Genomic DNA, 23,944 nt, shown 5'->3' with positions numbered 1-23,944 from the left:
TTTTTCATTCAGTCACCCGTTACTGTTTCGCTTCCGGCTCGCTGATCTGGTAGAGCTTGTGCTCGTCGCATGGCTCCTTGCAGCCACACTCCTTATCTACCCCGACATTGGCGAGCCCGCCGCAGCTCCCCTGGATGGCTTTTTTGCGGAACACCCAGCCGATGGCCATCGCAGCAATTACCAACAGAAAAACCAGTACTGTGAACAAGTAGGTCATAGCTTGAAGCCTCCGATCTTGGTCAGTCCAGTGACATTGACATTACCGCTTACCGTCATACCAATTTTAGCGGGTTTCGCCGCTTTCTTGCTGCCGCACCCACAGCCGCAATCGCCTTTCTCGCGCTTGCACGGGCGGCCCTGCTCGGCTGCCAGCAATGGCTCCCGCACAACCTTACCGCCCAGGACATCTTGCACCGACGCTCTGTTTGGTACTCGGAACACCGCAAAGCCGGCGCGCAGCAAGCGAGCCAACGAGCGCTGGCCGACATTGCCGAGCACGAGTGTCTTTACATCGTGCGCTGCCAATTGGGCCTGAAGCTGCTTTTTGTGTTTGCACCCAACCTCTTTGCGCCCATGGTTAATCAGCTCGGCAACCAGTCTTCCTTGCTCATCGTAAACAACAAAGCCGGCGGCTTTCCCGAAGTGCCCGGCCACCTCATGGTTGGGGGTGACGGCGATAGCTACTAACATGATGGCTCCTTTTCATTGTTTGGCGTGGCGGCACTGTCCAGCTCCAGCGCCATACCTTTTACCAATGCGCTCGCCACTTTGTGCCTGGCCGCGGCAACGATATTGCCCAGCGTCTGGCGAGACACCCCCAGCTCCTGTGCTGCGTCCTGCTGGCTGAGCCCGTTGAGATCAACCAGTCTCAGGGCCTCCAGTTCATCGGCTGCCAATGGCAGGGAGTCAAGCTCGGACATCGGTACCCCGTTGGGCTTGAAGCAACTATAAGCGGGGCGGCACCGGATCCGCCGCTGGATTTTCGGTCTAGGCATGGCTGGCTACGAAGGTAATGGCTAAAACCGTTATTATTGGCATATGCCAATAATAATCTTTGATCCAAAGCAGCTTTCTTACAGATCGGTCCAGTTATGGCAATCAGCATTTTCATCTATGTAGCACGGCGTGCTACCTAATATTGTCATGTTTGAGTCCCCATTCCCCGCCGACAAATTTGCTGTTTTTTTGTCCATCAAGCCGCTCAATAATCATAAGTCTCTAAAAGTATTTGATTAATTGAAAACCATGCAAGAAAACGTGAATAATATTCGCTCTCAATACGTTAACCCATAACATACACCAGCAGAATAAAAATCTGCCCACACCGCTATAGAAAAAAGAAAAAGTAAACCCAAGGTTATTTAACATCCCTATTATGCTGAAGGCATCACAAAAGCATCATGCGCGTTGTTTTATAATTCTGGCCGTCAAAAACAAAAGGAAAGGTTGGCTAACTATGCGGATGTTCAAACGCTACGTGCCGAAGATGATCGCAAAGCACGTAAGTCGTTTATTCAGTGGAAGGATCTACATTGACGGTCGGGGCGGCTATGAATTTAACAATGGTCTGCTACTGGTGCCAGTGAAGGCACAACAGCGCCATTACCAAACGGTAAACGAAATCAACCAAGAAATTCGTCGCCTCAAGGACTGCTGATATCGCAGAAAAAAGAAAAGCCCATGATGGGCTTTTCTTTTATCCGGCCAGCCATCAATGGCTAGTCACTGTCTTCATCAACCAAGTCCGAATAGCTGTCGGCATCGAGCAAGTCGGCAAACTCCCCGTCATCTTCAACTTTGAGCTGAAACAACCAACCGTCACCATAGGGATCACTGTTGACCAGTTCGGGCGAGTTTTCCAAATCTTCATTGATAGCAATCACAAACCCAGATAACGGCGCGTAGATATCCGAGGCAGCCTTGACCGACTCCGCCACCGCACAGTCCTCCCCCGCTTCCGTCGCTGCGTCAATTTCCGGCAGATCGACAAACACCATGTCACCCAGCAGCGACTGGGCATGATCGGTAATACCCACCGTAAATATCCCGTCACCTTCATGGCGGACCCATTCATGGGTATTGGTAAACTTCAACTCAGAGGGAATATAGCTCATAGTGAAACTTCCTTATGAAAGCCTGCCTATCGCCACTCTCATGCGGGCCAGCAGTATCAGTTATCGCAGGGACGAGCATAAGCCAGTATTTATCAGGGCTAACAAGCTGAAAACTAACGCCTGGGCCGGTTACTGCCAGCTCTGTATTTTTCCTGATATTTAATGTAGGAGAAAATCACCAAATTGGATAACAATTTTTTGTCATTTCCATCAATCATCCCGGCCCTCCCTGTTTCGTCCCTTACCGGTCAAGATGTTATGGGTTTCACCCATACTGACAGCAGGCACAAAAAAACCGCCAGCTCGGCGGTTTTGAACGCGCGGTATATCGTCAGGCCTGCGGGCATCTGCTTCAGTGCCGGGCCAGCTCTGGCAACTCGCCGCTTAGCCCGAGCGCCCGGCGCATAAATTCGTCTTTCAGGCCCGGAGCCTTGTCGGCAAACAGCATGCCCAGATCACGCACCAGCTTCTTGGCCGGATGACTGCCGTCGAACAGATCCCGGAAGCCTTGCATCGCCGCGATCATTTTTGCCGCTTCCGCTTTGCGCCAGCGCTCGTATTGGCGCAGGTGGCTCTGACGGCCGATATCTTTCTCTGCCAGCCACAACTGCTTGAGCTCCTGGGCCAAGCTGGCAGCATCCAACAGGCCTAGGTTGACCCCCTGCCCCGCCAACGGATGGATGGTATGGGCGGCATCACCGACCAATGCCACACGCTCACGGACAAAGTCACGGGCATAACGCATCTTGAGCGGGAAAGCCTGGCGTTCGCCCTCGACCTTGCACAGCCCCAAACGGTTGTCGAATGCTGCGGTCAAGCGCTTGTTGAATTCCTGCTCCGGCATTTCGCACAAGCGGCTCGCCTCTTCGGGCGGCAGCGACCAGACAATCGAGCACAGATCCGGCTCGGCCAGCGGCAGGAAGGCCAGCGGCCCTTCCGGACGGAAGATCTGCCGTGCCGTGTCCTGGTGCGGCTCGCTGCAGCGGATGTTGGCCACGACAGCACTGTGGCCGTAATCCCAATGGGTCAAAGGGATAGCCAGCTGCTGACGCACCCAGGAGTTGGCGCCATCGGCCCCCACCACCAGCTTGGCCGTGAGGTTGCGGCCAGATGCCAAGCTAAGCCACGCTTCACTCTCGCCAAAGGCGATGCTCTGGCAGCGCTCCGGCGCCAGCAGGGTCACGTTCGGCAACTGCTTGACACGATCCAACAATGACAGCTGGATCACCCGGTTTTCGACGATATGCCCCAAGTCCGGCTGTGCCAGCCGGGCGGCATCGAATGCGATACTGGCAAAGCTGTCCTGCTCCCATACCTGCATCTTGCTGTAGGGTGCCATCCGCCTTGCCGCGATTCCTTCCCAGGCATCAACCCGACGCAGGATGCGCTCACTGGCTCGGCTCAGCGCCGACACCCGAACATCCGGTAGAGGCTCGAGCGCCGTCTCAGGTAGCTTTCCTTCAATCACGGCGACCCGCAGTTCCGTATCGGCCAGGGCTGCCGCTAGGGTCAGTCCCACCATACCGCCGCCAATAATGGCGACATCAACACTTTGCATCATGGTTATCTATCTACCTGTCCCATTGCCCGCCGAACCAGCGGGGCTTTCAATACATCTACACATTCCATCGCCATCAGGCCAAGGTTGCGGCCAGCCACGAAAGGCATGCTGTCATTGGCAAACACCCCAACCAAGCCCGCCGTCATGCCCACTGTTGCCTCACGGTCCGGCTCCCGACGCTGGCGGTAGCGGCTCAGTACCCGGATATGGCCGGCATCACCGGTTTGGTCCCATTCACGGCAAACTTCCTCGGCCAGGCTCATCACGTCACGCAGGCCAAGGTTGAATCCCTGCCCGGCAATAGGATGCAGCGTCTGCGCCGCATTGCCTACCACGGCAACCCGGTGCGAGGTCAGGCGCTGGGATTGGCGCAGCGATAGCGGATAGGCATGACGCACGCCAGTCTGGCTCAAGCGGCCAAGACGCCAGCCGAATGCCTGCTGCAGTTTGGCAAGAAACGTCTCGTCATTCCACCCCATCACTTCGGCCTGATCACCTGGACGGATACACCATACCAAGGAACTGCGCCCTTCCGACATCGGCAGCAGCGCCACCGGCCCCTGCGGGGTAAAGCGTTCAAACGCCCGCCCCTGATGGGCTTCCTCGGTGGTCACATTGGCGATCACCGCCACCTGCGCGAAATCATGCTCGCTGCGGCCCAGCCCAAGCATGTCACATACTGACGACTGGGCACCATCAGCAGCCACCAGCAAGCGACTGTGCAGCTGCTCGCCATTGTCCAATACCAGGTCGATCCCTTGCTGGTGGCGCTCGATCTCGGCGATCCGGGCCGGACAGAACAGATCGACCTGATCCAGCTTGGCGAGCTTGTGATGGAAGATCCGGCCGGCATCGGCCAGTTCAACCACGTAGCCCAACGCCTCCACCGCCTGCTCGCGGGCATCAAGGTGGACGATCCCGGCATGGCCGCGATCGGAAACATGGATTTGGGAGATCGCCGTTGCAACACCCGCTAGCGCCTGCCAGCAGCCAATGGTGTCAAGCAACTGCGCCGAGCCCAGAGACAGGGCGATACTGCGCGCATCATAGCCAGGATGCCGATCCAGCTTCGGCTCCACCGCTTCCACGACGGCAATCCGCAGCCTGCCGCCACCGAGTTTATCCAATGCAATTGCCAAGGTTGCGCCGGCCATTGCCCCGCCGGCTATCACGACATCGTACTGCTTCACATCCGTCCCTTAAGAAAGTCCTGCTTCTAGTGGAGAGTAGGTTTGGCTGCTGTTTCGTCTTCGGCCTCGCCGCGCTGGCTCAGGCCTACCAAGCACGTAAGTACGCATTCCGGTACATACGCCACAACGTTATCGAACAGCATGGCCTGTTCTTGCATATCCTCGTCTTCATCGATGCCAAGCTGGGCAATTTCCTCCAGCGCGGCGACCGCTTCCGTGACATCGTCGGACAGCTGCTTTTTGTCCATGCCCATTAGACCAAGACCAGAAATAAAGTTTGTCACCCACTCGCTGAGTGCCTCGGCACGCAGCATCAGCTCACTGCCTTCAGCAGGAAGCAGCAGCTCGACCGCAAACTCCATCTCAGCCAACTCGGCAGCCGTAGAGGTGAACAGGGTTTGGGTCAAACCACCGAGCTCACTCGCCGCAGCAGAAAATACCGAGCGAACTACCGTCTTGGCACCATCGGTCAATGCTTCGCCCTGGTTGGCATAATCGCAAACCGGTGCCAGCCACTGCTCTCCGTCAACAGCCATCCCGCCGCAGATCATGCCGCAGAGCAGGCCATGCAGCTCTGACGGGGTAACGGCCAGGCCTTGCTCTTTCAGCATTGGCTCCAGGGTTTCATAGCTAGGTAGTTTTACGTCGCTCATGGGCGGTTCACCTTATTGTCATGGGTGTAAATCGTCTTGTGGTATGCTACCACTTATCCAAAAGTGCAGTCACTCGGCATTTCCGGTCTTAGGGCGATGTTTACCTCAATCTGGTTAATATCTGATTAATTAGACACAATTCGTTCTAAAGCATGACGGGGTCACTTGCATGTTGATAGGGCTTTTTCTATATTGGCCTTCTAGCGCATCTCGCAGCGGAATGCCAAATTGGACGATCTGGCACGGAGCAGATTAAACATTTATGAGTAACCAGGCAGTAGAAATTCAGGTATATGGCCGCACCTTCAAGGTGAATTGCCCAGCAGGCCAGGAAGACGCCCTGCGTGCAGCAGCCGCCGATTTTGACCAACGCTTGAAAGATCTTTCCGAGCGCACCAAAATCACCAACGCCGAACAGCTGCTGATGTTTACCGGTTTGAATATCTGTAACGAGCTGCATAGCGAGCGCCAAGAACAACAACGCAATGCTGAAATATTATCCAATAGAATCAATGAGATGGAAGATTTATTGGAGAAGGCATTGCAATATCAGCCAAAGCGTTGATAATGAATTGACCCTGGGGTGTGCGTCAGCGGATTAACGTCCCCGAGCCGATAAGCAAAAACCCAGGATCAGCTTTAATTAGCTATTGAGCATGCTCGGCACGTACCGAGAAGCCTACGGTTAATGTTGCTGATCCACCTTGAACATCTGGTTCAAGGGCCACAATTCGCAACGGCACCTTGGGGCATACCTTTCCAGATGAAAACAGAGCAGACCGTATCGCTCACTTTCATCCCCAGCTTCCCACAGAACCTTTAGTCACTGGACGACCTATGAGATCTGAGGTACCTGCATCAGCCACACGGCAACACCTCCGCCAGCAAACCCGAGCACGCAGACGCCAGCTAACACCTGCTCAGCAGACAGCAGCCGCGCGCGATTTGCTTGAGCACTGCAAGCAGGCCACCCATTTACTCGGTGCCCAGCATATTGCGCTATACCTCGCCAATGACGGCGAGTTAGATACCACCGCTGTGATCGAATGGCTGTGGCGGCAAGGAAAAGAGGTCTACCTCCCGGTACTCCATCCGTTCAGCAAAGGGCACCTGCTGTTTCTCCACTATACACCGACGACACGGATGACCCGCAACCGGTACGGCATCCAAGAGCCCGACTTGGATATCCGCCTGGTGAAACCGGTCCAGGAGCTGGATATCATCTGTACCCCCTTGGTAGCATTTGACAATACCGGCCAGCGGCTTGGCATGGGCGGCGGATATTACGACCGAACCTTGAGTCTGTGGCATAGCGAGCAGCGCGGCCCCCGTCCGATAGGCCTGGCCCACGACTGCCAGCAAGTCGACAACCTGCCGTTTGAAGCCTGGGATGTCCCCCTGCCTGAAATCATTACTCCGTCTTACCATTTCCGCTGGTAACCGCAAGCAAATAGCTATGGGCAGACCGGTATGGCACCAGAAAACCCGGCCCCTGGCGCAAACGTTTGTTTTTTCTGTGCCACACAGCCGCACTTAACCCTATGTTATTAATAGATTTGTCTTTTTCCCTCCACTAAGGTTGCAGTTATCAGGCCAGATAGGGACTGACGTCAGACCGTGATTTGGCTATAATCGGCGCTCCGCGCAACGTTTGTCATCACTAGGAGATAAGCATGACACAAGATGAAATGAAGAAAGCTGCTGGCTGGGCTGCTCTGGAATACGTAAAGAAAGGCAGCATTGTCGGTGTCGGTACTGGCTCGACGGTTAATCACTTCATCGATGCTTTGGCTACCCGCAAAGAAGAAATCAAAGGTGCAGTATCAAGCTCTGTCGCCTCAACAGAGCGCCTTGAGCAGATCGGTATCCCTGTATTTGATGCCAACGAAGTCTCTAGCCTGGACGTTTACGTTGATGGCGCCGACGAAATCAACGGCGACTTCGACATGATCAAAGGCGGCGGCGCAGCCCTGACCCGTGAGAAAATCGTTGCCGCGATTGCCAAGCAGTTTATCTGTATCGTCGATGACACCAAACAGGTCGATGTGCTGGGTAAATTCCCACTACCGGTTGAAGTGATCCCGATGGCACGCTCTTTCATCGGCCGTGAGCTGGTTAAGCTCGGTGGCGATCCTGAGTACCGCGAGGGCTGCATCACGGACAACGGCAATATGATCCTGGATGTCCACAACATGGCAATCACTGATCCGAAAGCGATGGAAGATAAGATCAACGCCCTACCAGGCGTGGTAACGGTTGGCCTGTTTGCCCACCGCGGCGCAGACGTACTGCTGGTAGGCAGCCCTGACGGCGTGAAAAAATTCGAAAAGTAATCGCCCCGCCCCTTTTTCAACTTGATTGACCAGAAAAAGGCGCTTTATGCGTTACTCACTTTCAAAACGGCATAATATATGCCGTTTTTTATTATCAATCCTGTAATATTCTTACCCATTATGGTCATTTTTTGGTAACTTAACTGGCAGCATGTAAGCAAACCGAATGTGGTGCTCATGGATAGCCCGTACACAGGAAATCTATTCCTTCCTTTTCCTGCCTCTGCCCGGCTCCCATGAGCCCCTCAGCCCTAGCGTTAAGGATGAGTATCAATGGCTAAAGTTTCACTGGAAAAAGACAAAATAAAGATCCTGCTGTTAGAAGGTGTTCACCCTTCTGCAATTGAAGTGCTGCAGCAGGCGGGCTACAGCAATATCGAATACCACAAAGGCTCCCTATCCGGTGACGAGCTGCTTGCCGCCATTGAAGATGCCCACTTCGTGGGTATTCGCTCCCGTACCCAACTGACCGAAGAAGTATTCAACGCCGCACCGAAACTGATCGCGGTTGGTTGCTTCTGTATCGGTACCAACCAGGTTGACCTTGATGCCGCAGCCAAACGCGGGATCCCGGTCTTCAACGCGCCATTTTCCAACACCCGAAGCGTGGCCGAGCTAGTACTGGGGGAAATCCTGTTGCTGCTGCGCGGGATCCCGGAAAAAAATGCCAAGGCCCACCGCGGCGAATGGTTGAAGTCTGCCGATCATTCTTTCGAGGCCCGCGGCAAGCGCCTCGGGATCATCGGCTACGGCCATATCGGTACCCAGCTTGGGATCCTGGCGGAAAACCTCGGCATGAAGGTGTACTTCTATGACATCGAGAACAAACTGTCGCTGGGTAATGCCACCCAGGTACCATCAATGACCGAGCTGCTGAACAAGTGCGATGTGATCAGCCTCCACGTGCCGGAAACCCCGGAGACCCAGGACATGATGGGGGCCGAGGAGTTTGCCCGCATGAAACCGGGCGCTATCTTCATCAACGCCGCACGCGGTACCGTGGTCGATATCGATTCACTGTGCAGCGCCCTGGAAAGCAACCATATTGCCGGCGCGGCTATCGACGTGTTCCCGGTTGAGCCCCAAACCAACAACGATCCGTTCGAGAGCCCACTGACCAAATTCGACAACGTATTGCTGACCCCGCATATCGGGGGGTCAACCCAGGAAGCCCAGGCCAATATCGGCGTGGAAGTGGCAGGCAAGATGGCGAAATACTCTGACAACGGCTCGACCCTGTCTGCGGTTGGCTTCCCTGAAGTATCGCTGCCTGAGCACAAGAACTGCTCGCGCCTGCTGCACATCCACGAAAACCGCCCGGGGATCCTCAACCAGATCACCACAATCTTTGCCTCTGAAGGGATCAACATCGCTGCCCAGTACCTGCAGACCGGTCCTGAAATCGGCTACGTGGTTATCGATGTCGAGACCGAGCGTTCGGAGCAGGCCCTGGCCAAGCTGAAAGCTATCGACGGTACTATCCGCGCCCGTATCCTGCACTAAGCGCAAGCGGCGACCACAAACGACAAAGGAGAGCATCGGCTCTCCTTTTGTTTTTGGTCCTGGGTCCTGGGTCCTGGGTCCTGGGTCCTGGGTCCTGGGTCCTGGGTCCTGGGTCCTGGGTCCTGGGTCCTGGGTCCTGGGTCCTGGGTCCTGCAATAACGTTTACTCTTAGCTAATCAATGTCAATCTCTTCGCTCTTGTTCTTTCGCTCTTCCCGCTTTTCCTAGGTCCGAGGGCCAGATCTTCCTTGATCCTTAAACTATTCTTCCAGCTTAAACACCACCTCGACCCGGTCGCGGATAGTGATCTGGGTGTCCTGGTAGCTCACCGCACTCTCCGGCGCGGCGTCCATCGCCATGCGCATCATCATCGGGCGCGGCTGGCTGGCCTGGTAGGAGATCTGCCATACCCCGTCCAGTGACTCGCCGAACCCTTTGGCCAGCGACTCCGCCTTGGCGATGGCATCCTTGATCGCCGCCTGACGCGCTTGCTCTAGATACTCATCCTCGTTGCTGACCTTGAGCTCAATGTTGTTGATACGGTTGATGCCATCACCCAACGCGCTGTCAAGGTAGGTATTGAGGTTATCCAGCTCATTAACCGTCACCGTCACATGGCGGCTGGCACGGTAACCCTTGAGCTCGGGCTCTTTGTCTTTCGGGTAGCGGTACTGTGGATGCAGGCTGATATTCGCGCTCTGGATCTGGTTACGGTCTATCCCCTCTTTAAGCAAACGCGCAACAAAGGCTTCAACCGCTTTATCCACCGCCTGCTTGGCTTCTTTGGCTGTGGGACGGATTTCTTCTACCGCCACGGCAAAAACTGCCATATCCGGCTGGGCCGTCACTTCGCCGTTACCGGTTGTCTGCAAATGCGGAACACTGACCGAGGCCGCTGCGATACCACTGGTGCCCATTAAACCCAACCCTAACATCACTGCGATAAGTTGTTTTTTCATCTGGCTTATTCCTGTTATCCGAGTCTGTTTTTTTCATGCTTGACCATATGACAACAGGCCAGGGCAAAAAATTCCCTCAACTGTGATTTTTTTGTACATTGTTTTATTGGGGCAGGACATTCCCTGCATACAGGGTCAGCTGCTCGGACAGTTCTGACAGTACCCCGCTCTCAAGCGCCCAGTGATGCCAGTACATTCGCCGGGTCAGGAAAATATCGGGAGTCAGATTGACCAGCATTCCCGTGTCCAGTTCCTGCTGGATCTGAATGCGCGGGATCAGGCAATACGCAATGCCTTCCACCGCCATCCTGACAAACGCCTCCGATGAGCGCACCGTGTGTTTCATCACGCTGCCGAACGGCAGGTTGAAGTGCTGGTGGATAAAGCGTTCGTGCATATCATCATGATGGTCAAACGCCACGCCGGGTGCGGCCAGCAAGGTGTCGCGGTTCACCCCTTGGGCAAAATACTTGTCGGCAAACGACGGGCTGGCGACACAAAGAAAGTCCACCCTTCCCAGATAATCGGCGACACACCCCGGCATCGGGGTCGATTCCATACTGATCGCCCCCACCACTTCACCGCTTCGCAGTTTATCCAAGGTACGGGCTTCGTCCTCGATCATCAGATTGAGTTCGATACGCCGTGAGCGCAGCAGTGGACTTAACGCCGGCAGCAACCAGGTGGCCAAACTGTCGGCATTGGTCGCTATCGACACTGACAGTGGCTGGCTACTGTCATCAGGAGTCAGCTCGGGCAGTAGTTCCTGCTCGAGCAGCCTTACCCGGCGGTATAGCCCCAGTATTTTCTGCCCTGCCGCCGTTGGCCGCGGCGGCTGCTCCCTGACCAGCATCGGCTGGGCCATCAACTTTTCCAACTGCTTGATCCGCTGTGATACCGCCGATTGGGTAATACACAGATACTCCGCCGCCCGCTCAAAACCCCGTTGCGAAATCACCGCATCCAGCGCTTCGATCCAGCGGTAATCCAGTCCCCGCATCCTTTTTCACCCCGTTTTATGACCACAAAACCACCTCATTAGAAACTCTTATATTACATAAATTTTATTAGTTGTACTTAATAATGGTGGCAGGAGTATGCTTGCGCCATCACATTCACACAGGCCTCCCAGAGACGGGAGCTGCCATAAAAACAAAACGATAAGGTAAGCAGTAACATGAGCATTTGGGCGTTATTACAAGGATTTGGACTCGGCGCGTCGATGATTATTCCGATCGGGGCACAGAACGCCTTTGTACTCAATCAGGGGATCAAGCGTAACCACCACCTCACGACCGCAACCGTCTGCAGCATCCTCGACACCCTGTTTATCAGCCTGGGGATCTTTGGCGGCGGCGCTCTGCTATCAAGCAATCAAACCCTGCTGACCAGCGTGACTATCGGCGGTATCCTGTTTCTAACTTTTTACGGTTGCCTATCGCTAAGCAGCGCCCTGCGCAAGCCATCCGAGCAAGAAAAAAGCAAAGAGGTGCTGGCCCGTGGCCGCCGGGCAGTGATTCTGGGCGCGCTGGCGGTGACCGTATTGAACCCGCACATGTATCTCGATACGGTGGTTATCCTGGGCTCTATCGGCGGCCAGTTCGAAGGCAATGACCGGGTGGCGTTTGCTATCGGTACCATCCTGGCCTCGTTTGTCTGGTTCTACACCCTGTCGATGGGTGCCGCCAAATTGGGCCCGACCTTGTCAAAACCCAAGGTAAAGCGCGGAATCGATCTGGCCGTTGCCGCTATGATGTTCTTCATCGCCACTCACCTGGCGCAGGGATTATGGAGCCAATATGCAGCCTGAGAAAATAGAGCGTATCTACCAATCTAACCTTGACCTGTTCAGCCAAACCAATGTCAGCTACCAGCACTGGCAGCACGAGCCGATCCTCGATTTCGAGGCGGACGAGCGGATCGGCAAGGCACTCGGCTGGACAGCCGCACCGACCAAGAGCCTGTTCATGAAGGTCAAAGGAGGCGGTCACTGCCTGCTGCTGACCCATCGTGACCGCCGGCTCAACAGCAAGCTGGTCAAGCAAATATTGGGCAAGCGGGTATCGGTCTGCACCCATGAAGAGATGATTGCTGCCATAGGCTGTACGCCGGGTGCGGTGTGTCCGTTCGGCTTGCCTGCCGAGATCACGCTGCTGATCGACCCCATCGTATACAGCTACCAGGAGCTGATGTTCACTCCAGGAAAACCGGACATGACCTTTGCTTTTGCCAGCGCCGATCTCGAGCGGTTACTGGCAGCCCTACCCAACCGGGTGTTGTCTTTGCCAGCTGAAGCCGAAGTCTCATCCGATTAGGGACATAAAAAATGGAGCCTTGCGGCTCCATTTATTGCTTGTGTTATTTGTCGAGCATCTTATTGAGATGGACATCCATTTGCGGGAATGGGATCTCGATACCTTCTTTGTCCAGCTCTTCCTTGATCGCCTGCAGCAGATCAAAGTACACCGCCCAGTAGTCTGCGGTATTGACCCACGGACGGACGACAAAGTTCACCGAAGAATCCGCCAGTGCCACGACACCAATAGTCGGCTCAGGATCTTTAAGAACCCGCTCTTCGGCAGCAACAACGCGCTGCAGCACCGCTTTGGTCTTCTTCAGATCAGACTTGTACGAGACGCCAATCACGTAATCAATACGGCGGGTTTTGTGGCGCGAATAGTTGGTGATCGGGCCGCCGATCACCGATGAGTTAGGTACCACCACCATCTTGTTATCTGGGGTATTCAAAATGGTCGAGAACACCTGAATCGACTCAACCGAGCCAGATACACCGCCGATCTCGACAAAGTCACCGGACTTGAACGGACGGAAGGCGACAATCAGTACACCTGCAGCAAAGTTTGACAGCGAACCTTGCAGAGCCAGGCCGACCGCCAAACCGGCGGCACCGATCACGGCAACCACTGAGGCCGTCTGTACGCCGACACGGCCAAGGGCGGCGATCAGCACAATAACAAATAGCAGATAGCGAACCAGGGAGTGCAAGAACTCAACGACCGCTTCATCCATGTCCTTGCGGCGCAGCATTTTCGCCACACCGTTAGCAATGCTCTTGGTAATGATATTACCGACGAACAGAATAACCAGCGCAGACAGGATGTTCACCCCGTACTGGATCAATAGTTCCTGATTATCCGCCACCCAGGTACCGGCATTGAGTACACCCGTGGTTAGTTCATTGTCCTTGATGGTATCCACCACCGTATCCGCAACACCAGTGACGGTATCCGCTACGGTATCTGTAACACTACTCTCACTCATACCTTTCTCATCCTGCAAATGTTATTTCCTTTCCCGCAAAAAAGGCCACGGGAGCACAAATAATCATAGGCTTAATTATGTTAATTACTTATGCAATCACTACTATAACAGCGATTTATTCATTTGAGGGATCTTTAGAAGCCCTTTTTCGCGCCGGATGATACTCCTGAGCCTAAAAAAAAACCAACAAAAAATTGATGTGAATCACAAATAACTACAGGCATAAAAAAACCCGCCGAAGCGGGTTTTTCGCAAAGCTTAAAGCTAAACGTAACTTATAGTACGTCGATAGCGTTAAGATCTTTGAATGCCTGCTCAAGACGATCAATCATTGAAGTCTGACCAGCACGTAGCCATACGCGTGGATCGTAGTACTTCTTGTTAGGCGCGTCTTCGCCAGTTGGGTTACCGATCTGGCCCTGTAGGTAGTCACGGTTAGCCGCTTCGTACTGGCGGATACCGTCCCAAGTCGCCCACTGAGTATCAGTATCGATGTTCATTTTGATAACACCGTAGCCGATTGACTCTTCGATTTCTTCCTGAGAAGAACCAGAACCACCGTGGAATACGAAGTTCAGAGCGTTTGGTGCGATACCGAATTTCTCTGCACAGTATGCCTGAGAGTCACGTAGGATAGTTGGAGTTAGAACAACGTTACCAGGCTTGTATACACCGTGTACGTTACCGAAAGAGGCAGCGATAGTGAAACGTGGGCTGATAGCGTTTAGTTTCTCGTAAGCGTAAGCAACGTCTTCAGGAGAAGTGTACAGCTCAGACTGATCCATATCAGTGTTGTCAACGCCGTCTTCTTCACCACCAGTACAACCTAGTTCGATCTCAAGAGTCATACCCATCTTAGCCATGCGCTCTAGGTACTGGCCAGAGATTTCGATGTTCTCTTCTAGAGACTCTTCAGAAAGGTCGATCATGTGAGAAGAGAATAGAGGCTTACCAGTTTGCGCGAAGAACTCTTCACCCGCGTCTAGTAGACCGTCGATCCATGGAAGAAGTTTCTTAGCAGCGTGGTCAGTGTGAAGGATAACTGGCACACCGTAAGCTTCAGCTACAGCGTGTACGTATTTCGCACCAGCAACAGCACCCATGATCTGAGCTTCTTGACCTTCTAGTTTCAGGCCTTTACCAGCGAAGAATGCAGCACCGCCGTTAGAGAACTGAACAACAACTGGTGCTTTAACTTTAGCAGCAGCTTCTAGTACAGAGTTTACAGAGTCAGTGTTAACAACGTTAACCGCTGGAAGAGCGAATTTGTTTTCTTTCGCTACTTCAAATACTTTCTGTACGTCGTCGCCAGAAATAACACCAGGTTTTACGAAATCGAAGATCTTAGACATAACAATAGTCCTATTTGCCTTGTTGTCTTATATAAATATAAATCTGTGCAATCGTTTGCGAAGCGCCCATATTCTACAAAAACATGACCTTATTCACAAACAATTAAGTGCGGAAGCGCTGTTCAGAGCTCCCGCCCTCGAATTACTTAAGCTTTAGCACGCTCTTCTAGCATTGCAACCGCTGGAAGTACTTTACCTTCAACGAACTCAAGGAACGCACCGCCACCTGTAGAGATGTAAGAAACGTCAGCCTTGATACCGAACTTGTCGATAGCTGCTAGGGTGTCACCGCCGCCCGCTACAGAGAAACCTTCTGAGTCAGCGATCGCGCGAGAGATGCCTTCAGTACCTGCTTCGAAGTTCTTGAACTCGAATACACCTACTGGGCCGTTCCATAGGATAGTCTTAGCGTTCTTAAGGATTTCAGCTAGAGCTGCAGTTGATTCTGGACCAAGGTCGAAGATCATGTCGTCGTCCTGAACTTCAGAAACGTGCTTGATTTCAGCTTCTGCATTCTCGTCGAATGCTTTTGCACACGCTACGTCAGTGGCAACTGGGATTGCACACTCGTCCATTAGCTTCTTAGCTGTGTCAACTAGGTCTGCTTCGTATAGAGACTTACCAACATTGTGGCCAGCAGCCGCGATGAAGGTGTTAGCGATACCGCCACCAACTACTAGCTGGTCAGCAACTTTAGATAGTGACTCAAGAACAGTCAGCTTAGTTGAAACCTTAGAACCACCAACGATAGCAACCATTGGACGAGCTGGCTTGTCCATTGCTTTGCCTAGTGCGTCTAGCTCGTTCGCTAGTAGAGGACCAGCACAAGCAACAGGCGCGTGCATACCTACACCGTGAGTAGACGCCTGTGCACGGTGAGCCGTACCGAATGCGTCCATTACGAATACGTCACACAGTGCCGCGTACTTCTTAGAAAGCTCTTCTTCGTTCTTCTTCTCGCCTTTGTTGAAGCGAACGTTTTCAAGAACCACTAGCTCGCCAGTGTTTAGCTCAAGACCGTCTAGGTAGTCTTTTGCTAGCTTAACTTCGCAGTCTAGAGCGTCGTTTAGGTAGTTAACAACAGGCTGTAGAGAGAACTCTTCCGCGTACTCGCCTTCAGTTGGACGACCTAGGTGAGAAGTAACCATTACTTTTGCGCCAGCTTCTAGGCAGTGCTTGATAGTTGGCAGAGATGCAAGGATACGTGCATCAGAAGTTACTTTACCGTCTTTTACTGGCACGTTTAGGTCCGCACGGATGAATACGCGTTTACCTGCTAGTTCCAGATCAGTCATCTTGATTACAGACATGGTTTGTCCTCTCAACATTGATTAATTTAAAGTCAAAGTTTTTGTCGGCCCAGCGTCACTGCCAAGCCCAATAATTCTTACATCTACTACTTGGCAGCCTGGTCGGCAGCCTGCATTGCCAAGGCGGTGTCCAGCATCCGGTTGGCAAAACCCCATTCGTTATCACACCAGACCAACAGCTTGATAAGGTGCTGGTTACTAACCCGGGTCTGGGTACCGTCGACAATCGCGCTATGGGGATCGTGATTGAAGTCTATTGAGACAAGTGGCGCTTCTGTGTAATCCACTATGCCATCTAATGTACAACGAGACGCCTCGGCCAGTGATTGATTTACGTCATTAACTTTCACATTTGTTTTTACAGTGACACTTAAATCCATCGCGGTGACGTTAATTGTCGGCACGCGCACAGAGATGGCTTCAAATTTGTCAGAAAATTTCGGAAAGATACGACCAATACCCAGATGAAGTTTAGTATCAACGGGAATAATCGACTGGCTGGCAGCTCGGGTTCGGCGCAAATCGCTATGGTAAGCATCGATGACCTGCTGGTCATTCATCGCCGAGTGAATCGTGGTAATGGTGCCGGACTCGATGCCGAAGGCGTCATCCAGCAGTTTGATAACAGGGACAATACAGTTGGTGGTGCAGGAGCCGTTGGAAACGATATGATGCTCAGGCTTGAGCGAGTCATGGTTCACACCATAGATAATGGTATTGTCGATATCATTTGCAGCAGGGTGGGAAAACAACACTTTCTTGGCGCCCGCGTTAATATGGGCTTCGCCGTCGGCACGGCTGCCAAAGATGCCGGTACAGTCCAGGACAATGTCGATGTCGAGGTCCTTCCAGGGCAGCAAGTGGATCTCGCTTTGGTGGAGAATACGGATACTGTCCTTCTCGCCGTTCTCGTGAGCAATAAACAAGTGCTCCTGGTCATGGCTGACAGGCTTGAAGAAACGTCCATGGCTGGTGTCATACTGCAGAAGATGAGCCATAGCTTCCGGCTCAGCCAGTTCGTTGACCGCCACGACGTCGATGTGCTGATCTTTACCGCTCTCGTAGAGTGCGCGAAGCACACTGCGACCAATACGGCCAAATCCATTAATTGCGACTTTTAGTGTCATATCCGTGCTACAAAATTAATAAGCCGCGTTAGTGTATAACAAGCCTTGCTGATAATCACCATAAATGTGAGCCGAATCACCCAAGACAGCAAAAAGCTAATATTTCATAACCTTAGATTAAAAACCTTGCATTTATGCTGGTCTTTACCAGCAATTTATGGCGTGACAGGGATCGCATTTCATATAAAAAAAGACCCCATTACGGAGTCTTTTTTTCATCCTTCGAAATAAATCGCCTTGCGCAGCGCATCCAGCGGTTTAATTCAGGCTAGGCTTATGCCAGCAATTCTTTCGCTGTGTTTACCACGTTTTCGGTGGTGAAACCAAACATCTTGAATAGCTCACCTGCAGGTGCTGATTCGCCGAAGGTCGTCATGCCGATGATACGGCCGTTGAAGCCCACGTACTTGTACCAGAAATCAGCGATACCCGCTTCGATAGCAACACGAGCCGTGACATCTGATGGCAGAACCGCTTCACGGTATGCCGCGTCTTGCTTGTCGAATGCATCGGTAGATGGCATTGAAACAACGCGTACTTTCTTGCCTTCTGCGGTTAGCTGGGCAGCCGCTTCTACCGCTAGCTCCACTTCAGAACCGGTGGCGATAAAGATAAGCTCTGGCTTGCCTTCGCAATCTTTCAGGATGTAGCCACCCTTCGCGATGTCAGCAACCTGTGCTTCGCTGCGCTCCTGCTGTGCTAGGTTCTGGCGCGAGAAGATCAGAGACGTTGGGCCGTCTTTGCGCTCGATAGCCAGTTTCCATGCTACGGCAGACTCAACCTGGTCACATGGACGCCATGTGCTCATGTTAGGAGTCAGGCGCAGAGATGCCATCTGCTCAACCGGCTGGTGAGTCGGGCCATCTTCACCCAGACCGATAGAGTCGTGAGTGTAAACCTGGATGTTCTGCACTTTCATCAGTGCTGCCATACGCATTGCGTTACGCGCGTATTCCATGAACATTAGGAACGTTGCACCGTATGGTACGAAACCACCGTGTAGCGCGATGCCGTTCATGATTGCGGTCATGCCGAACTCACGTACACCGTAGTGGATGTAGTTACCAGAGAAGTCGTTCGCTTCTAGCGACTTAGAACCAGACCACATAGTCAGGTTAGAAGGTGCTAGGTCAGCCGAGCCGCCCATGAACTCAGGTAGCATCTGACCGAACGCTTCTAGTGCGTTCTGTGAGGCTTTACGAGATGCGATGTTCGCTGGATTAGCTTGCAGATCAGCGATGATAGCGTTCGCTTTTTCTTCCCACTGTGCAGGAAGTTCACCGTTTACGCGGCGCTTGTATTCTGCAGCTAGTTCAGGGTAAGCCGCTGCGTAGGCTTCGAACTTCTCGTTCCAAGCCGCTTCTTTGGCAGCACCCGCTTCTTTCGCATCCCACTGGGCAGCGATGTCTGCTGGGATTTCAAATGGACCGTGGCTCCAACCCAGGAACTCGCGTGCCGCAGCGATTTCATCGTGGCCTAGTGGCGCACCGTGACAGTCGTGCGAGCCGGCTTTGTTTGGTGAACCGAAACCGATGATAGTCTTGGTACAGATCAGCGTAGGGCGCGGATCGGCTTTAGCCGCTTCGATAGCCGCGTTGATAGCGTCTGCATCGTGGCCGTCTACTGCTGGGATTACGTGCCAGCCGTAGGCTTCGAAACGCTTAGGCGTATCGTCAGAGAACCAGCCTTCAACCTCACCGTCGATAGAGATGCCGTTGTCATCCCAGAATGCGATCAATTTGCCAAGGCCTAGGGTGCCCGCAAGAGAACACGCTTCGTGAGAGATACCTTCCATCAGGCAGCCGTCGCCCATGAACACGTAAGTGTAGTGGTCGACGATGTCGTGGCCGTCACGGTTGAACTGGGCAGCAAGGGCTTTTTCAGCCATCGCCATACCCACACCGTTAGTGATGCCCTGGCCTAGAGGGCCAGTAGTGGTTTCAACACCCGGTGCGTAACCGTATTCTGGGTGACCCGGTGTTTTTGAGTGTAGCTGGCGGAAGTTTTTCAGATCGTCGATAGACAGATCGTAGCCAGTCAGGTGAAGCAGAGAGTAAATCAGCATTGAACCATGGCCGTTCGACAGGATGAAACGGTCGCGGTCAGCCCACTCAGGGTTTTGTGGGTTGTGGTTCATGTGGCCACGCCACAGTACTTCAGCGATATCAGCCATACCCATAGGTGCACCTGGGTGGCCAGAGTTAGCTTGTTGAACACCGTCCATGCTCAGGGCACGGATTGCATTAGCAAGATCTTTACGAGAAGACATGTCTGCTCCAGAAATTCGTAGACGTTGAATATTCGGCTACCCTTACCGTCAATGGTTAAGATTAGCCGCAGTTCGGCGGGCGGGTATTGTCGCAAAGACTGGGCTATAACTGCAAACGATTTCCTGAGAAAAATAAGTTCTATATCAAGACAATGATGACAACTTCACACCGTTACTCGAGGCAACTAACTGTAATAAAAGCGTTACAGGGTAAACGATTGCTTAGAATTTAGCTTTAGTACCCCTACTTATTGCAAGTTGATTTTCAACCAACAAAAGGTATTATAGCCGTCTAGACGGAGGTAGCTCTATACATACAAACGTATATCCGTATGCAAGTATGTGACCATCAAGCATGGTTATAGAGCCCAACAACATCAACTAACACATATATTTATGGGAGCGCTCATGTCGAAGCACCTGTTTACTTCTGAGTCGGTATCAGAAGGTCATCCAGATAAAATTGCAGATCAGATTTCAGATGCAGTATTGGATGCGATCTTAGAGCAAGATCCGAAAGCACGTGTTGCGTGTGAGACTTACGTAAAAACCGGTATGGTGATGGTTGGTGGTGAAATCACTACCTCTGCTTGGGTTGACATCGAAGAGCTAACCCGTGAAACCGTTCGTGAAATCGGCTACGTACACTCAGACATGGGCTTCGATGCCAACTCTTGTGCGGTACTGAGCGCAATCGGCAAGCAGTCTCCAGACATCAACCAGGGTGTTGACCGCGAAGACCCGCGCGAGCTGGGTGCCGGTGACCAGGGTATCATGTTCGGTTACGCGACCAACGAAACTGACGTACTGATGCCAGCGCCTGTTACTTACGCTCACCGCCTGGTAGAGCGCCAAGCAAAAGTACGTAAGAACGGTGCCCTACCTTGGCTTCGCCCTGATGCGAAAAGCCAGGTGACGTTTGCCTACGACCAAGGCAAAATCGTTGGTATCGATGCGGTAGTACTTTCAACCCAGCACTGCGACAGCATCGAACTACCTGTACTGCAAGAAGCAGTAATGGAAGAAATCATCAAGCCGGTACTGCCTGCTGAGTGGCTGAACAAAGACACCAAGTACTTCATCAACCCGACCGGCCGTTTCGTTATCGGTGGCCCAATGGGTGACTGTGGCCTGACTGGCCGCAAGATCATCGTTGACACCTACGGCGGCGCAGCACGTCACGGTGGCGGTGCATTCTCCGGTAAAGATCCATCGAAAGTTGACCGTTCAGCAGCCTACGCAGCACGTTACGTAGCGAAGAACATCATCGCGGCTGGCATGGCTGACCGTTGTGAAATCCAGCTTTCTTACGCAATCGGTATTGCTGATCCAACATCTATCATGATCGAAACATTCGGTACCGAGAAAGTATCGCACGACATCATCGTTGAAGCGGTACGCCAGCACTTCGACCTGCGCCCATACGGCCTGATCGAAATGCTTGACCTGCTTAAGCCAATGTACAAGAAGACTGCGGCATACGGTCACTTCGGTCGTGAAGAGTTCCCTTGGGAAAAAACTGACAAAGCTGACATCCTACGCGACTTCGCTAACATCAAGTAAGCGCCTAAGTTTGTCAGATACAGTCTGGTTGCAAAAAGGAAGCTTCGGCTTCCTTTTTTGTTTTTAAAGTTGGGTCCTGGGCCCTGGGCCCTGGGCCCTGGGTCCAAAAGCGTTTCTACTGGCTAATCGATGTCAAGCTCTTCCAAGGACCTCGTTTTCGCTTTTCCTAGGGCCCCGTGCCTAGGGCCGCTCTTCCCTCCCGCCGCTCTTCCACCTATACTCCCCACCTCCACCAGCAAGCCTTGGAAAGACCATGACCGCCCTGCAACACCAAGTTATCGACCGCGTGAGGCAATGCATCGACCAAGCCAACCGGCGCCTCAACAAACGCCTCGCGATGCCCGAAGTCCGCTTTAGCCAGCGCGGCAAGATTGCCGGCAGCGCTCGGCTTCAAGGCTGGGAAGTCCGTTTCAATCCTGTGCTGCTGGAAGAGAACCCAGAGGCCTTCCTCAGTGAGGTCGTGCCGCACGAAGTGGCTCACCTGGTGGTGTTCAAGCTGTTTGGCAAGGTTCGCCCGCACGGCAGGGAGTGGCAGGTCATTATGCAGGAAGTCTTCGGCGTTACGCCGCGCACCACCCACAGCTTCGATGTCAGCTCGGTACAGGGCCAGACCTTCCTCTACCGCTGCCAGTGCGGCGAACACCAAATGACGGTTCGCCGTCACAACAGAGTCCAACGAGGCCAAGCCCACTACCGCTGCCGCCAATGCGGGCACACACTGGCCTTCCAGCAGCAAGGGCGATTATCGACTCGCGGCTAAATTTCCCTCTTGCCCTTGTTTTTCGTCTATCCAGCGTCCATCTATTTACCAACCGCCTGCAATCAGCGGGAGAGTTGATATAATGCAGCCAGACTACAACCAATGGGTTACAAGATAGCCATGAGAATCCCACGTATTTACCACCCAGAACCATTGCCAGGCTCTGGAACCGTTATGCTCAGCGAAGAGGCCGCCAACCATGTCGGCCGTGTCATGCGCATGCAGGCCGGCCAGGAAGTCCTGCTTTTTGACGGCAGCAATGCCGAGTTCCCGGCAGTGATCACCAATGCCAGCAAGAAAAGTGTGGAAGTGGAGATCCAGGCACGTATTGAGAACAGTGTCGAATCCCCGCTGGATATCCACCTAGGCCAGGTGGTTTCTCGTGGTGAGAAGATGGAATTTACCATCCAGAAATCGGTTGAGCTTGGCGTCAACACCATTACTCCACTGATTTCAGAGCGTTGCGGAGTAAAACTGAATGCTGAGCGTTTCGAGAAAAAACTTCAGCAGTGGCAGAAGATCGCCATCAGCGCCTGCGAGCAGTGTGGTCGCAACACGGTACCGGAAATTCGCCCGATCATGAAACTGGAGGACTGGTGCGCCGAGCAATACGATGGCCTCAAGCTCAACCTGCACCCGCGTGCCAACTACTCGATCAACACCCTGCCGGCACCTGTCAGCAAGGTCCGGCTGCTGATTGGTCCGGAAGGCGGCCTGTCTGCTGAAGAGATCAGCATGACCGAACAGTACAAATTCGACGAAATCCTGCTTGGCCCGCGTGTTCTCCGTACCGAGACTGCCGCGATGACAGCAATCACAGCCCTGCAAGTCCGCTTCGGCGATCTAGGCTAACGCTCACCCAAGGGAAATAATTAGGAGAAAGCAATGATCAAACTGGGTATCGTGATGGACCCTATCGAGTCTATCAACATCAAAAAAGACTCCAGCTTTGCCATGATGCTGGAAGCCCAGCGCCGTGGTTGGGAAATCCACTATATGGAAATGAACGACCTGTCACTGGAACAAGGCAAAGCCATGGCCCGTACCCGTGTCGTTAGCCTGAAAGAAGATCCTACCGGCTGGTTCGAGTTCCATAACGAGCAGGAGATCGCGCTGTCCGATCTTGACGCCGTATTGATGCGTAAAGATCCGCCTTTCGACACCGAATATATTTATGCCACTTACATCCTCGAGCGCGCCGAAGATGAAGGCGCGCTGATCGTCAACAAGCCAGAAAGCTTGCGAGACTGCAACGAGAAACTGTTCACGGCTTGGTTCCCTGATCTGACCCCAACTACCGTGGTTACCCGCAGTGCAGACAAGATCAGAGCGTTCCACCAAAAGCACGGCGATGTGATCCTCAAGCCGCTCGACGGCATGGGCGGCTCGTCGATCTTCCGTGTCATGAAGGGCGATCCGAACGTCTCGGTGATCATCGAAACCCTGACCAACCACGGCCAGAACTTCTGCATGGCACAGACTTTCGTGCCAGATATCAGCAACGGTGACAAGCGCATCCTGGTGGTGGACGGCGAGCCGATGCCTTACTGCCTGGCACGAATTCCGGCCAAAGGGGAAACCCGTGGCAACCTGGCCGCTGGCGGCCGGGGCGAAGCCCGCCCTATCAGCGAAACCGACCGCAAGATCGCAGAAACAGTCGCTCCGGTACTGAAGGAGAAAGGCCTGATCTTCGTTGGTCTTGATGTGATCGGCGACAAGCTCACTGAAATCAATGTCACCAGCCCGACCTGTATCCGCGAAATCGAGGCGGCGTTTGATATCTCGATCACCGGCAAGCTGATGGATGCTATCGAGCGACGCATCAACGCGTAATATTGCAAAACGACGCACCCCTCAATGCCCCTCCGATGCGGCATTGATGGGGTTGCATTAATTTTCAAAATCCTCTCCCATTAATACCAATTCTGTTAATTAGTCGGCATACTGTAAGTAAGTCGATCGGTTGTAG

At 53.2% G+C, this 23,944-nt stretch carries 25 protein-coding genes and 1 other RNA gene; 12 read left to right on the top strand and 14 right to left on the bottom strand.

The window, feature by feature from the left end:
* Positions 1–19 precede the first annotated feature (19 nt).
* The 3 genes from nqrM to PTW35_RS02455 are packed head-to-tail and all read right to left on the bottom strand — an operon-like array spanning position 20 to position 995.
* Positions 20–217: a (Na+)-NQR maturation NqrM gene (gene nqrM, locus PTW35_RS02465; protein ID WP_281026410.1), complete on the bottom strand. Its 198-nt coding sequence runs from the start codon at positions 215–217 to the stop codon at positions 20–22.
* Positions 214–690 carry a NifB/NifX family molybdenum-iron cluster-binding protein gene (locus PTW35_RS02460; RefSeq protein ID WP_281026409.1) on the bottom strand — a complete coding sequence of 159 codons (477 nt, stop codon included), beginning with the start codon at positions 688–690 and terminating at the stop codon, positions 214–216. The genes nqrM and PTW35_RS02460 overlap by 4 nt, the downstream gene beginning before the upstream one ends.
* Positions 684–995, bottom strand: coding sequence for a DUF134 domain-containing protein (locus tag PTW35_RS02455; protein WP_281026408.1), 312 nt, complete (start codon positions 993–995; stop codon positions 684–686). The genes PTW35_RS02460 and PTW35_RS02455 overlap by 7 nt, the downstream gene beginning before the upstream one ends.
* 461 nt (positions 996–1,456) lie before the next feature.
* Here PTW35_RS02455 and PTW35_RS02450 point away from each other — a divergent pair, with 461 nt between their 5' ends.
* Positions 1,457–1,657, top strand: a complete 201-nt coding sequence (locus tag PTW35_RS02450) for a DUF1107 domain-containing protein (protein WP_044622503.1) — start codon at positions 1,457–1,459, stop codon at positions 1,655–1,657.
* A gap of 61 nt (positions 1,658–1,718) precedes the next feature.
* Here PTW35_RS02450 and gcvH read toward each other — a convergent pair whose 3' ends face one another.
* The 4 genes from gcvH to PTW35_RS02430 all read right to left on the bottom strand — a co-directional run bounded on the left by gcvH (position 1,719) and on the right by PTW35_RS02430 (position 5,518).
* A complete protein-coding gene (gcvH, locus tag PTW35_RS02445; RefSeq protein ID WP_348637731.1) occupies positions 1,719–2,105 on the bottom strand; it encodes a glycine cleavage system protein GcvH in 387 nt (128 codons plus the stop codon).
* 361 nt (positions 2,106–2,466) lie between these two features.
* Complete coding sequence (locus tag PTW35_RS02440) at positions 2,467–3,675, bottom strand: FAD-dependent 2-octaprenylphenol hydroxylase (protein WP_281026406.1); 1,209 nt, start codon at positions 3,673–3,675, stop codon at positions 2,467–2,469.
* A gap of 2 nt (positions 3,676–3,677) precedes the next feature.
* Positions 3,678–4,865, bottom strand: a complete 1,188-nt coding sequence (gene ubiH / locus PTW35_RS02435; protein WP_281026405.1) for a 2-octaprenyl-6-methoxyphenyl hydroxylase — start codon at positions 4,863–4,865, stop codon at positions 3,678–3,680.
* A gap of 26 nt (positions 4,866–4,891) precedes the next feature.
* Positions 4,892–5,518 (bottom strand): UPF0149 family protein, encoded by a 627-nt coding sequence (locus PTW35_RS02430; protein WP_281026404.1) that lies wholly within the window; start codon positions 5,516–5,518, stop codon positions 4,892–4,894.
* A 262-nt stretch (positions 5,519–5,780) separates the two neighbouring features.
* Here PTW35_RS02430 and zapA point away from each other — a divergent pair, with 262 nt between their 5' ends.
* From zapA to serA, 5 genes are all read left to right on the top strand, one after another.
* Positions 5,781–6,083 carry a cell division protein ZapA gene (gene zapA / locus PTW35_RS02425; RefSeq protein WP_281026403.1) on the top strand — a complete coding sequence of 101 codons (303 nt, stop codon included), beginning with the start codon at positions 5,781–5,783 and terminating at the stop codon, positions 6,081–6,083.
* A gap of 7 nt (positions 6,084–6,090) precedes the next feature.
* Positions 6,091–6,272: non-coding RNA, 6S RNA (gene ssrS / locus PTW35_RS02420), on the top strand.
* An 83-nt stretch (positions 6,273–6,355) separates the two neighbouring features.
* A complete protein-coding gene (locus PTW35_RS02415) occupies positions 6,356–6,958 on the top strand; it encodes a 5-formyltetrahydrofolate cyclo-ligase (RefSeq protein ID WP_281026402.1) in 603 nt (200 codons plus the stop codon).
* 233 nt (positions 6,959–7,191) lie between these two features.
* Positions 7,192–7,851, top strand: coding sequence for a ribose-5-phosphate isomerase RpiA (gene rpiA / locus PTW35_RS02410; protein ID WP_281026401.1), 660 nt, complete (start codon positions 7,192–7,194; stop codon positions 7,849–7,851).
* Between the two features lie 273 nt (positions 7,852–8,124).
* The gene (gene serA / locus PTW35_RS02405; protein WP_281026400.1) at positions 8,125–9,354 is read left to right on the top strand and encodes a phosphoglycerate dehydrogenase; all 1,230 of its coding nucleotides are present in this window, start codon (positions 8,125–8,127) and stop codon (positions 9,352–9,354) included.
* Positions 9,355–9,613: 259 nt separating this feature from the next.
* Here the strand turns inward: serA and PTW35_RS02400 are convergent, their stop codons facing one another.
* Complete coding sequence (locus PTW35_RS02400; protein WP_281026399.1) at positions 9,614–10,312, bottom strand: oxidative stress defense protein; 699 nt, start codon at positions 10,310–10,312, stop codon at positions 9,614–9,616.
* 103 nt (positions 10,313–10,415) lie between these two features.
* Positions 10,416–11,312, bottom strand: coding sequence for a LysR family transcriptional regulator ArgP (locus tag PTW35_RS02395; RefSeq protein ID WP_281026398.1), 897 nt, complete (start codon positions 11,310–11,312; stop codon positions 10,416–10,418).
* A 177-nt stretch (positions 11,313–11,489) separates the two neighbouring features.
* Between PTW35_RS02395 and PTW35_RS02390 the strand changes: the two genes are divergently transcribed.
* Both PTW35_RS02390 and PTW35_RS02385 read left to right on the top strand, forming a co-directional pair.
* Entirely contained in the window at positions 11,490–12,122 is a 633-nt protein-coding gene (locus PTW35_RS02390; RefSeq protein ID WP_281026397.1) for a LysE/ArgO family amino acid transporter, read from the top strand.
* On the top strand, positions 12,112–12,627 hold the full coding sequence (locus tag PTW35_RS02385) for a YbaK/EbsC family protein (protein ID WP_281026396.1): 516 nt from the start codon (positions 12,112–12,114) through the stop codon (positions 12,625–12,627). Before PTW35_RS02390 ends, PTW35_RS02385 begins: the two co-directional genes overlap by 11 nt.
* A 43-nt stretch (positions 12,628–12,670) precedes the next feature.
* Here PTW35_RS02385 and mscS read toward each other — a convergent pair whose 3' ends face one another.
* The 5 genes from mscS to tkt form a co-directional block, all read right to left on the bottom strand.
* Positions 12,671–13,594 carry a small-conductance mechanosensitive channel MscS gene (gene mscS, locus PTW35_RS02380; protein ID WP_281026395.1) on the bottom strand — a complete coding sequence of 308 codons (924 nt, stop codon included), beginning with the start codon at positions 13,592–13,594 and terminating at the stop codon, positions 12,671–12,673.
* A gap of 275 nt (positions 13,595–13,869) precedes the next feature.
* Positions 13,870–14,946 carry a class II fructose-bisphosphate aldolase gene (gene fbaA / locus PTW35_RS02375; RefSeq protein ID WP_281026394.1) on the bottom strand — a complete coding sequence of 359 codons (1,077 nt, stop codon included), beginning with the start codon at positions 14,944–14,946 and terminating at the stop codon, positions 13,870–13,872.
* 146 nt (positions 14,947–15,092) lie between these two features.
* Positions 15,093–16,256 carry a phosphoglycerate kinase gene (locus PTW35_RS02370; RefSeq protein ID WP_281026393.1) on the bottom strand — a complete coding sequence of 388 codons (1,164 nt, stop codon included), beginning with the start codon at positions 16,254–16,256 and terminating at the stop codon, positions 15,093–15,095.
* An 86-nt stretch (positions 16,257–16,342) separates the two neighbouring features.
* Positions 16,343–17,383: an erythrose-4-phosphate dehydrogenase gene (gene epd, locus PTW35_RS02365; protein ID WP_281026392.1), complete on the bottom strand. Its 1,041-nt coding sequence runs from the start codon at positions 17,381–17,383 to the stop codon at positions 16,343–16,345.
* A gap of 274 nt (positions 17,384–17,657) precedes the next feature.
* Positions 17,658–19,652: a transketolase gene (gene tkt, locus PTW35_RS02360; protein WP_281026391.1), complete on the bottom strand. Its 1,995-nt coding sequence runs from the start codon at positions 19,650–19,652 to the stop codon at positions 17,658–17,660.
* Positions 19,653–20,060: 408 nt separating this feature from the next.
* Between tkt and metK the strand changes: the two genes are divergently transcribed.
* The 4 genes from metK (at position 20,061) to gshB (ending at position 23,808) form a co-directional block, all read left to right on the top strand.
* Positions 20,061–21,215: a methionine adenosyltransferase gene (gene metK / locus PTW35_RS02355; RefSeq protein WP_281026390.1), complete on the top strand. Its 1,155-nt coding sequence runs from the start codon at positions 20,061–20,063 to the stop codon at positions 21,213–21,215.
* Between the two features lie 253 nt (positions 21,216–21,468).
* Positions 21,469–21,975 (top strand): SprT family zinc-dependent metalloprotease, encoded by a 507-nt coding sequence (locus PTW35_RS02350; protein WP_281026389.1) that lies wholly within the window; start codon positions 21,469–21,471, stop codon positions 21,973–21,975.
* 120 nt (positions 21,976–22,095) lie between these two features.
* Positions 22,096–22,827 carry a 16S rRNA (uracil(1498)-N(3))-methyltransferase gene (rsmE, locus tag PTW35_RS02345; RefSeq protein WP_281026388.1) on the top strand — a complete coding sequence of 244 codons (732 nt, stop codon included), beginning with the start codon at positions 22,096–22,098 and terminating at the stop codon, positions 22,825–22,827.
* A gap of 33 nt (positions 22,828–22,860) precedes the next feature.
* Entirely contained in the window at positions 22,861–23,808 is a 948-nt protein-coding gene (gshB, locus tag PTW35_RS02340) for a glutathione synthase (RefSeq protein WP_039459699.1), read from the top strand.
* The last annotated feature ends 136 nt before the right edge of the window (positions 23,809–23,944 follow it).

This window comes from Photobacterium sp. DA100 (assembly GCF_029223585.1).
Classification (GTDB): domain Bacteria; phylum Pseudomonadota; class Gammaproteobacteria; order Enterobacterales; family Vibrionaceae; genus Photobacterium.
The sequence above is the reverse complement of the archived record's forward strand: the minus strand, read 5'-3'. Positions and strand labels throughout refer to the sequence as shown.

What these genes read in the sequence shown, in the direction of transcription:
- nqrM (WP_281026410.1), bottom strand. Translation starts at nt 217, where the DNA reads ATGACCTACTTGTTCACAGTACTGGTTTTTCTGTTGGTAATTGCTGCG.
- PTW35_RS02460 (WP_281026409.1), bottom strand. Translation starts at nt 690, where the DNA reads ATGTTAGTAGCTATCGCCGTCACCCCCAACCATGAGGTGGCCGGGCAC.
- PTW35_RS02455 (WP_281026408.1), bottom strand. Translation starts at nt 995, where the DNA reads ATGCCTAGACCGAAAATCCAGCGGCGGATCCGGTGCCGCCCCGCTTAT.
- PTW35_RS02450 (WP_044622503.1), top strand. Translation starts at nt 1,457, where the DNA reads ATGCGGATGTTCAAACGCTACGTGCCGAAGATGATCGCAAAGCACGTA.
- PTW35_RS02440 (WP_281026406.1), bottom strand. Translation starts at nt 3,675, where the DNA reads ATGATGCAAAGTGTTGATGTCGCCATTATTGGCGGCGGTATGGTGGGA.
- PTW35_RS02430 (WP_281026404.1), bottom strand. Translation starts at nt 5,518, where the DNA reads ATGAGCGACGTAAAACTACCTAGCTATGAAACCCTGGAGCCAATGCTG.
- zapA (WP_281026403.1), top strand. Translation starts at nt 5,781, where the DNA reads ATGAGTAACCAGGCAGTAGAAATTCAGGTATATGGCCGCACCTTCAAG.
- PTW35_RS02415 (WP_281026402.1), top strand. Translation starts at nt 6,356, where the DNA reads ATGAGATCTGAGGTACCTGCATCAGCCACACGGCAACACCTCCGCCAG.
- rpiA (WP_281026401.1), top strand. Translation starts at nt 7,192, where the DNA reads ATGACACAAGATGAAATGAAGAAAGCTGCTGGCTGGGCTGCTCTGGAA.
- serA (WP_281026400.1), top strand. Translation starts at nt 8,125, where the DNA reads ATGGCTAAAGTTTCACTGGAAAAAGACAAAATAAAGATCCTGCTGTTA.
- PTW35_RS02400 (WP_281026399.1), bottom strand. Translation starts at nt 10,312, where the DNA reads ATGAAAAAACAACTTATCGCAGTGATGTTAGGGTTGGGTTTAATGGGC.
- PTW35_RS02395 (WP_281026398.1), bottom strand. Translation starts at nt 11,312, where the DNA reads ATGCGGGGACTGGATTACCGCTGGATCGAAGCGCTGGATGCGGTGATT.
- PTW35_RS02390 (WP_281026397.1), top strand. Translation starts at nt 11,490, where the DNA reads ATGAGCATTTGGGCGTTATTACAAGGATTTGGACTCGGCGCGTCGATG.
- PTW35_RS02385 (WP_281026396.1), top strand. Translation starts at nt 12,112, where the DNA reads ATGCAGCCTGAGAAAATAGAGCGTATCTACCAATCTAACCTTGACCTG.
- mscS (WP_281026395.1), bottom strand. Translation starts at nt 13,594, where the DNA reads ATGAGTGAGAGTAGTGTTACAGATACCGTAGCGGATACCGTCACTGGT.
- fbaA (WP_281026394.1), bottom strand. Translation starts at nt 14,946, where the DNA reads ATGTCTAAGATCTTCGATTTCGTAAAACCTGGTGTTATTTCTGGCGAC.
- PTW35_RS02370 (WP_281026393.1), bottom strand. Translation starts at nt 16,256, where the DNA reads ATGTCTGTAATCAAGATGACTGATCTGGAACTAGCAGGTAAACGCGTA.
- epd (WP_281026392.1), bottom strand. Translation starts at nt 17,383, where the DNA reads ATGACACTAAAAGTCGCAATTAATGGATTTGGCCGTATTGGTCGCAGT.
- tkt (WP_281026391.1), bottom strand. Translation starts at nt 19,652, where the DNA reads ATGTCTTCTCGTAAAGATCTTGCTAATGCAATCCGTGCCCTGAGCATG.
- metK (WP_281026390.1), top strand. Translation starts at nt 20,061, where the DNA reads ATGTCGAAGCACCTGTTTACTTCTGAGTCGGTATCAGAAGGTCATCCA.
- PTW35_RS02350 (WP_281026389.1), top strand. Translation starts at nt 21,469, where the DNA reads ATGACCGCCCTGCAACACCAAGTTATCGACCGCGTGAGGCAATGCATC.
- rsmE (WP_281026388.1), top strand. Translation starts at nt 22,096, where the DNA reads ATGAGAATCCCACGTATTTACCACCCAGAACCATTGCCAGGCTCTGGA.
- gshB (WP_039459699.1), top strand. Translation starts at nt 22,861, where the DNA reads ATGATCAAACTGGGTATCGTGATGGACCCTATCGAGTCTATCAACATC.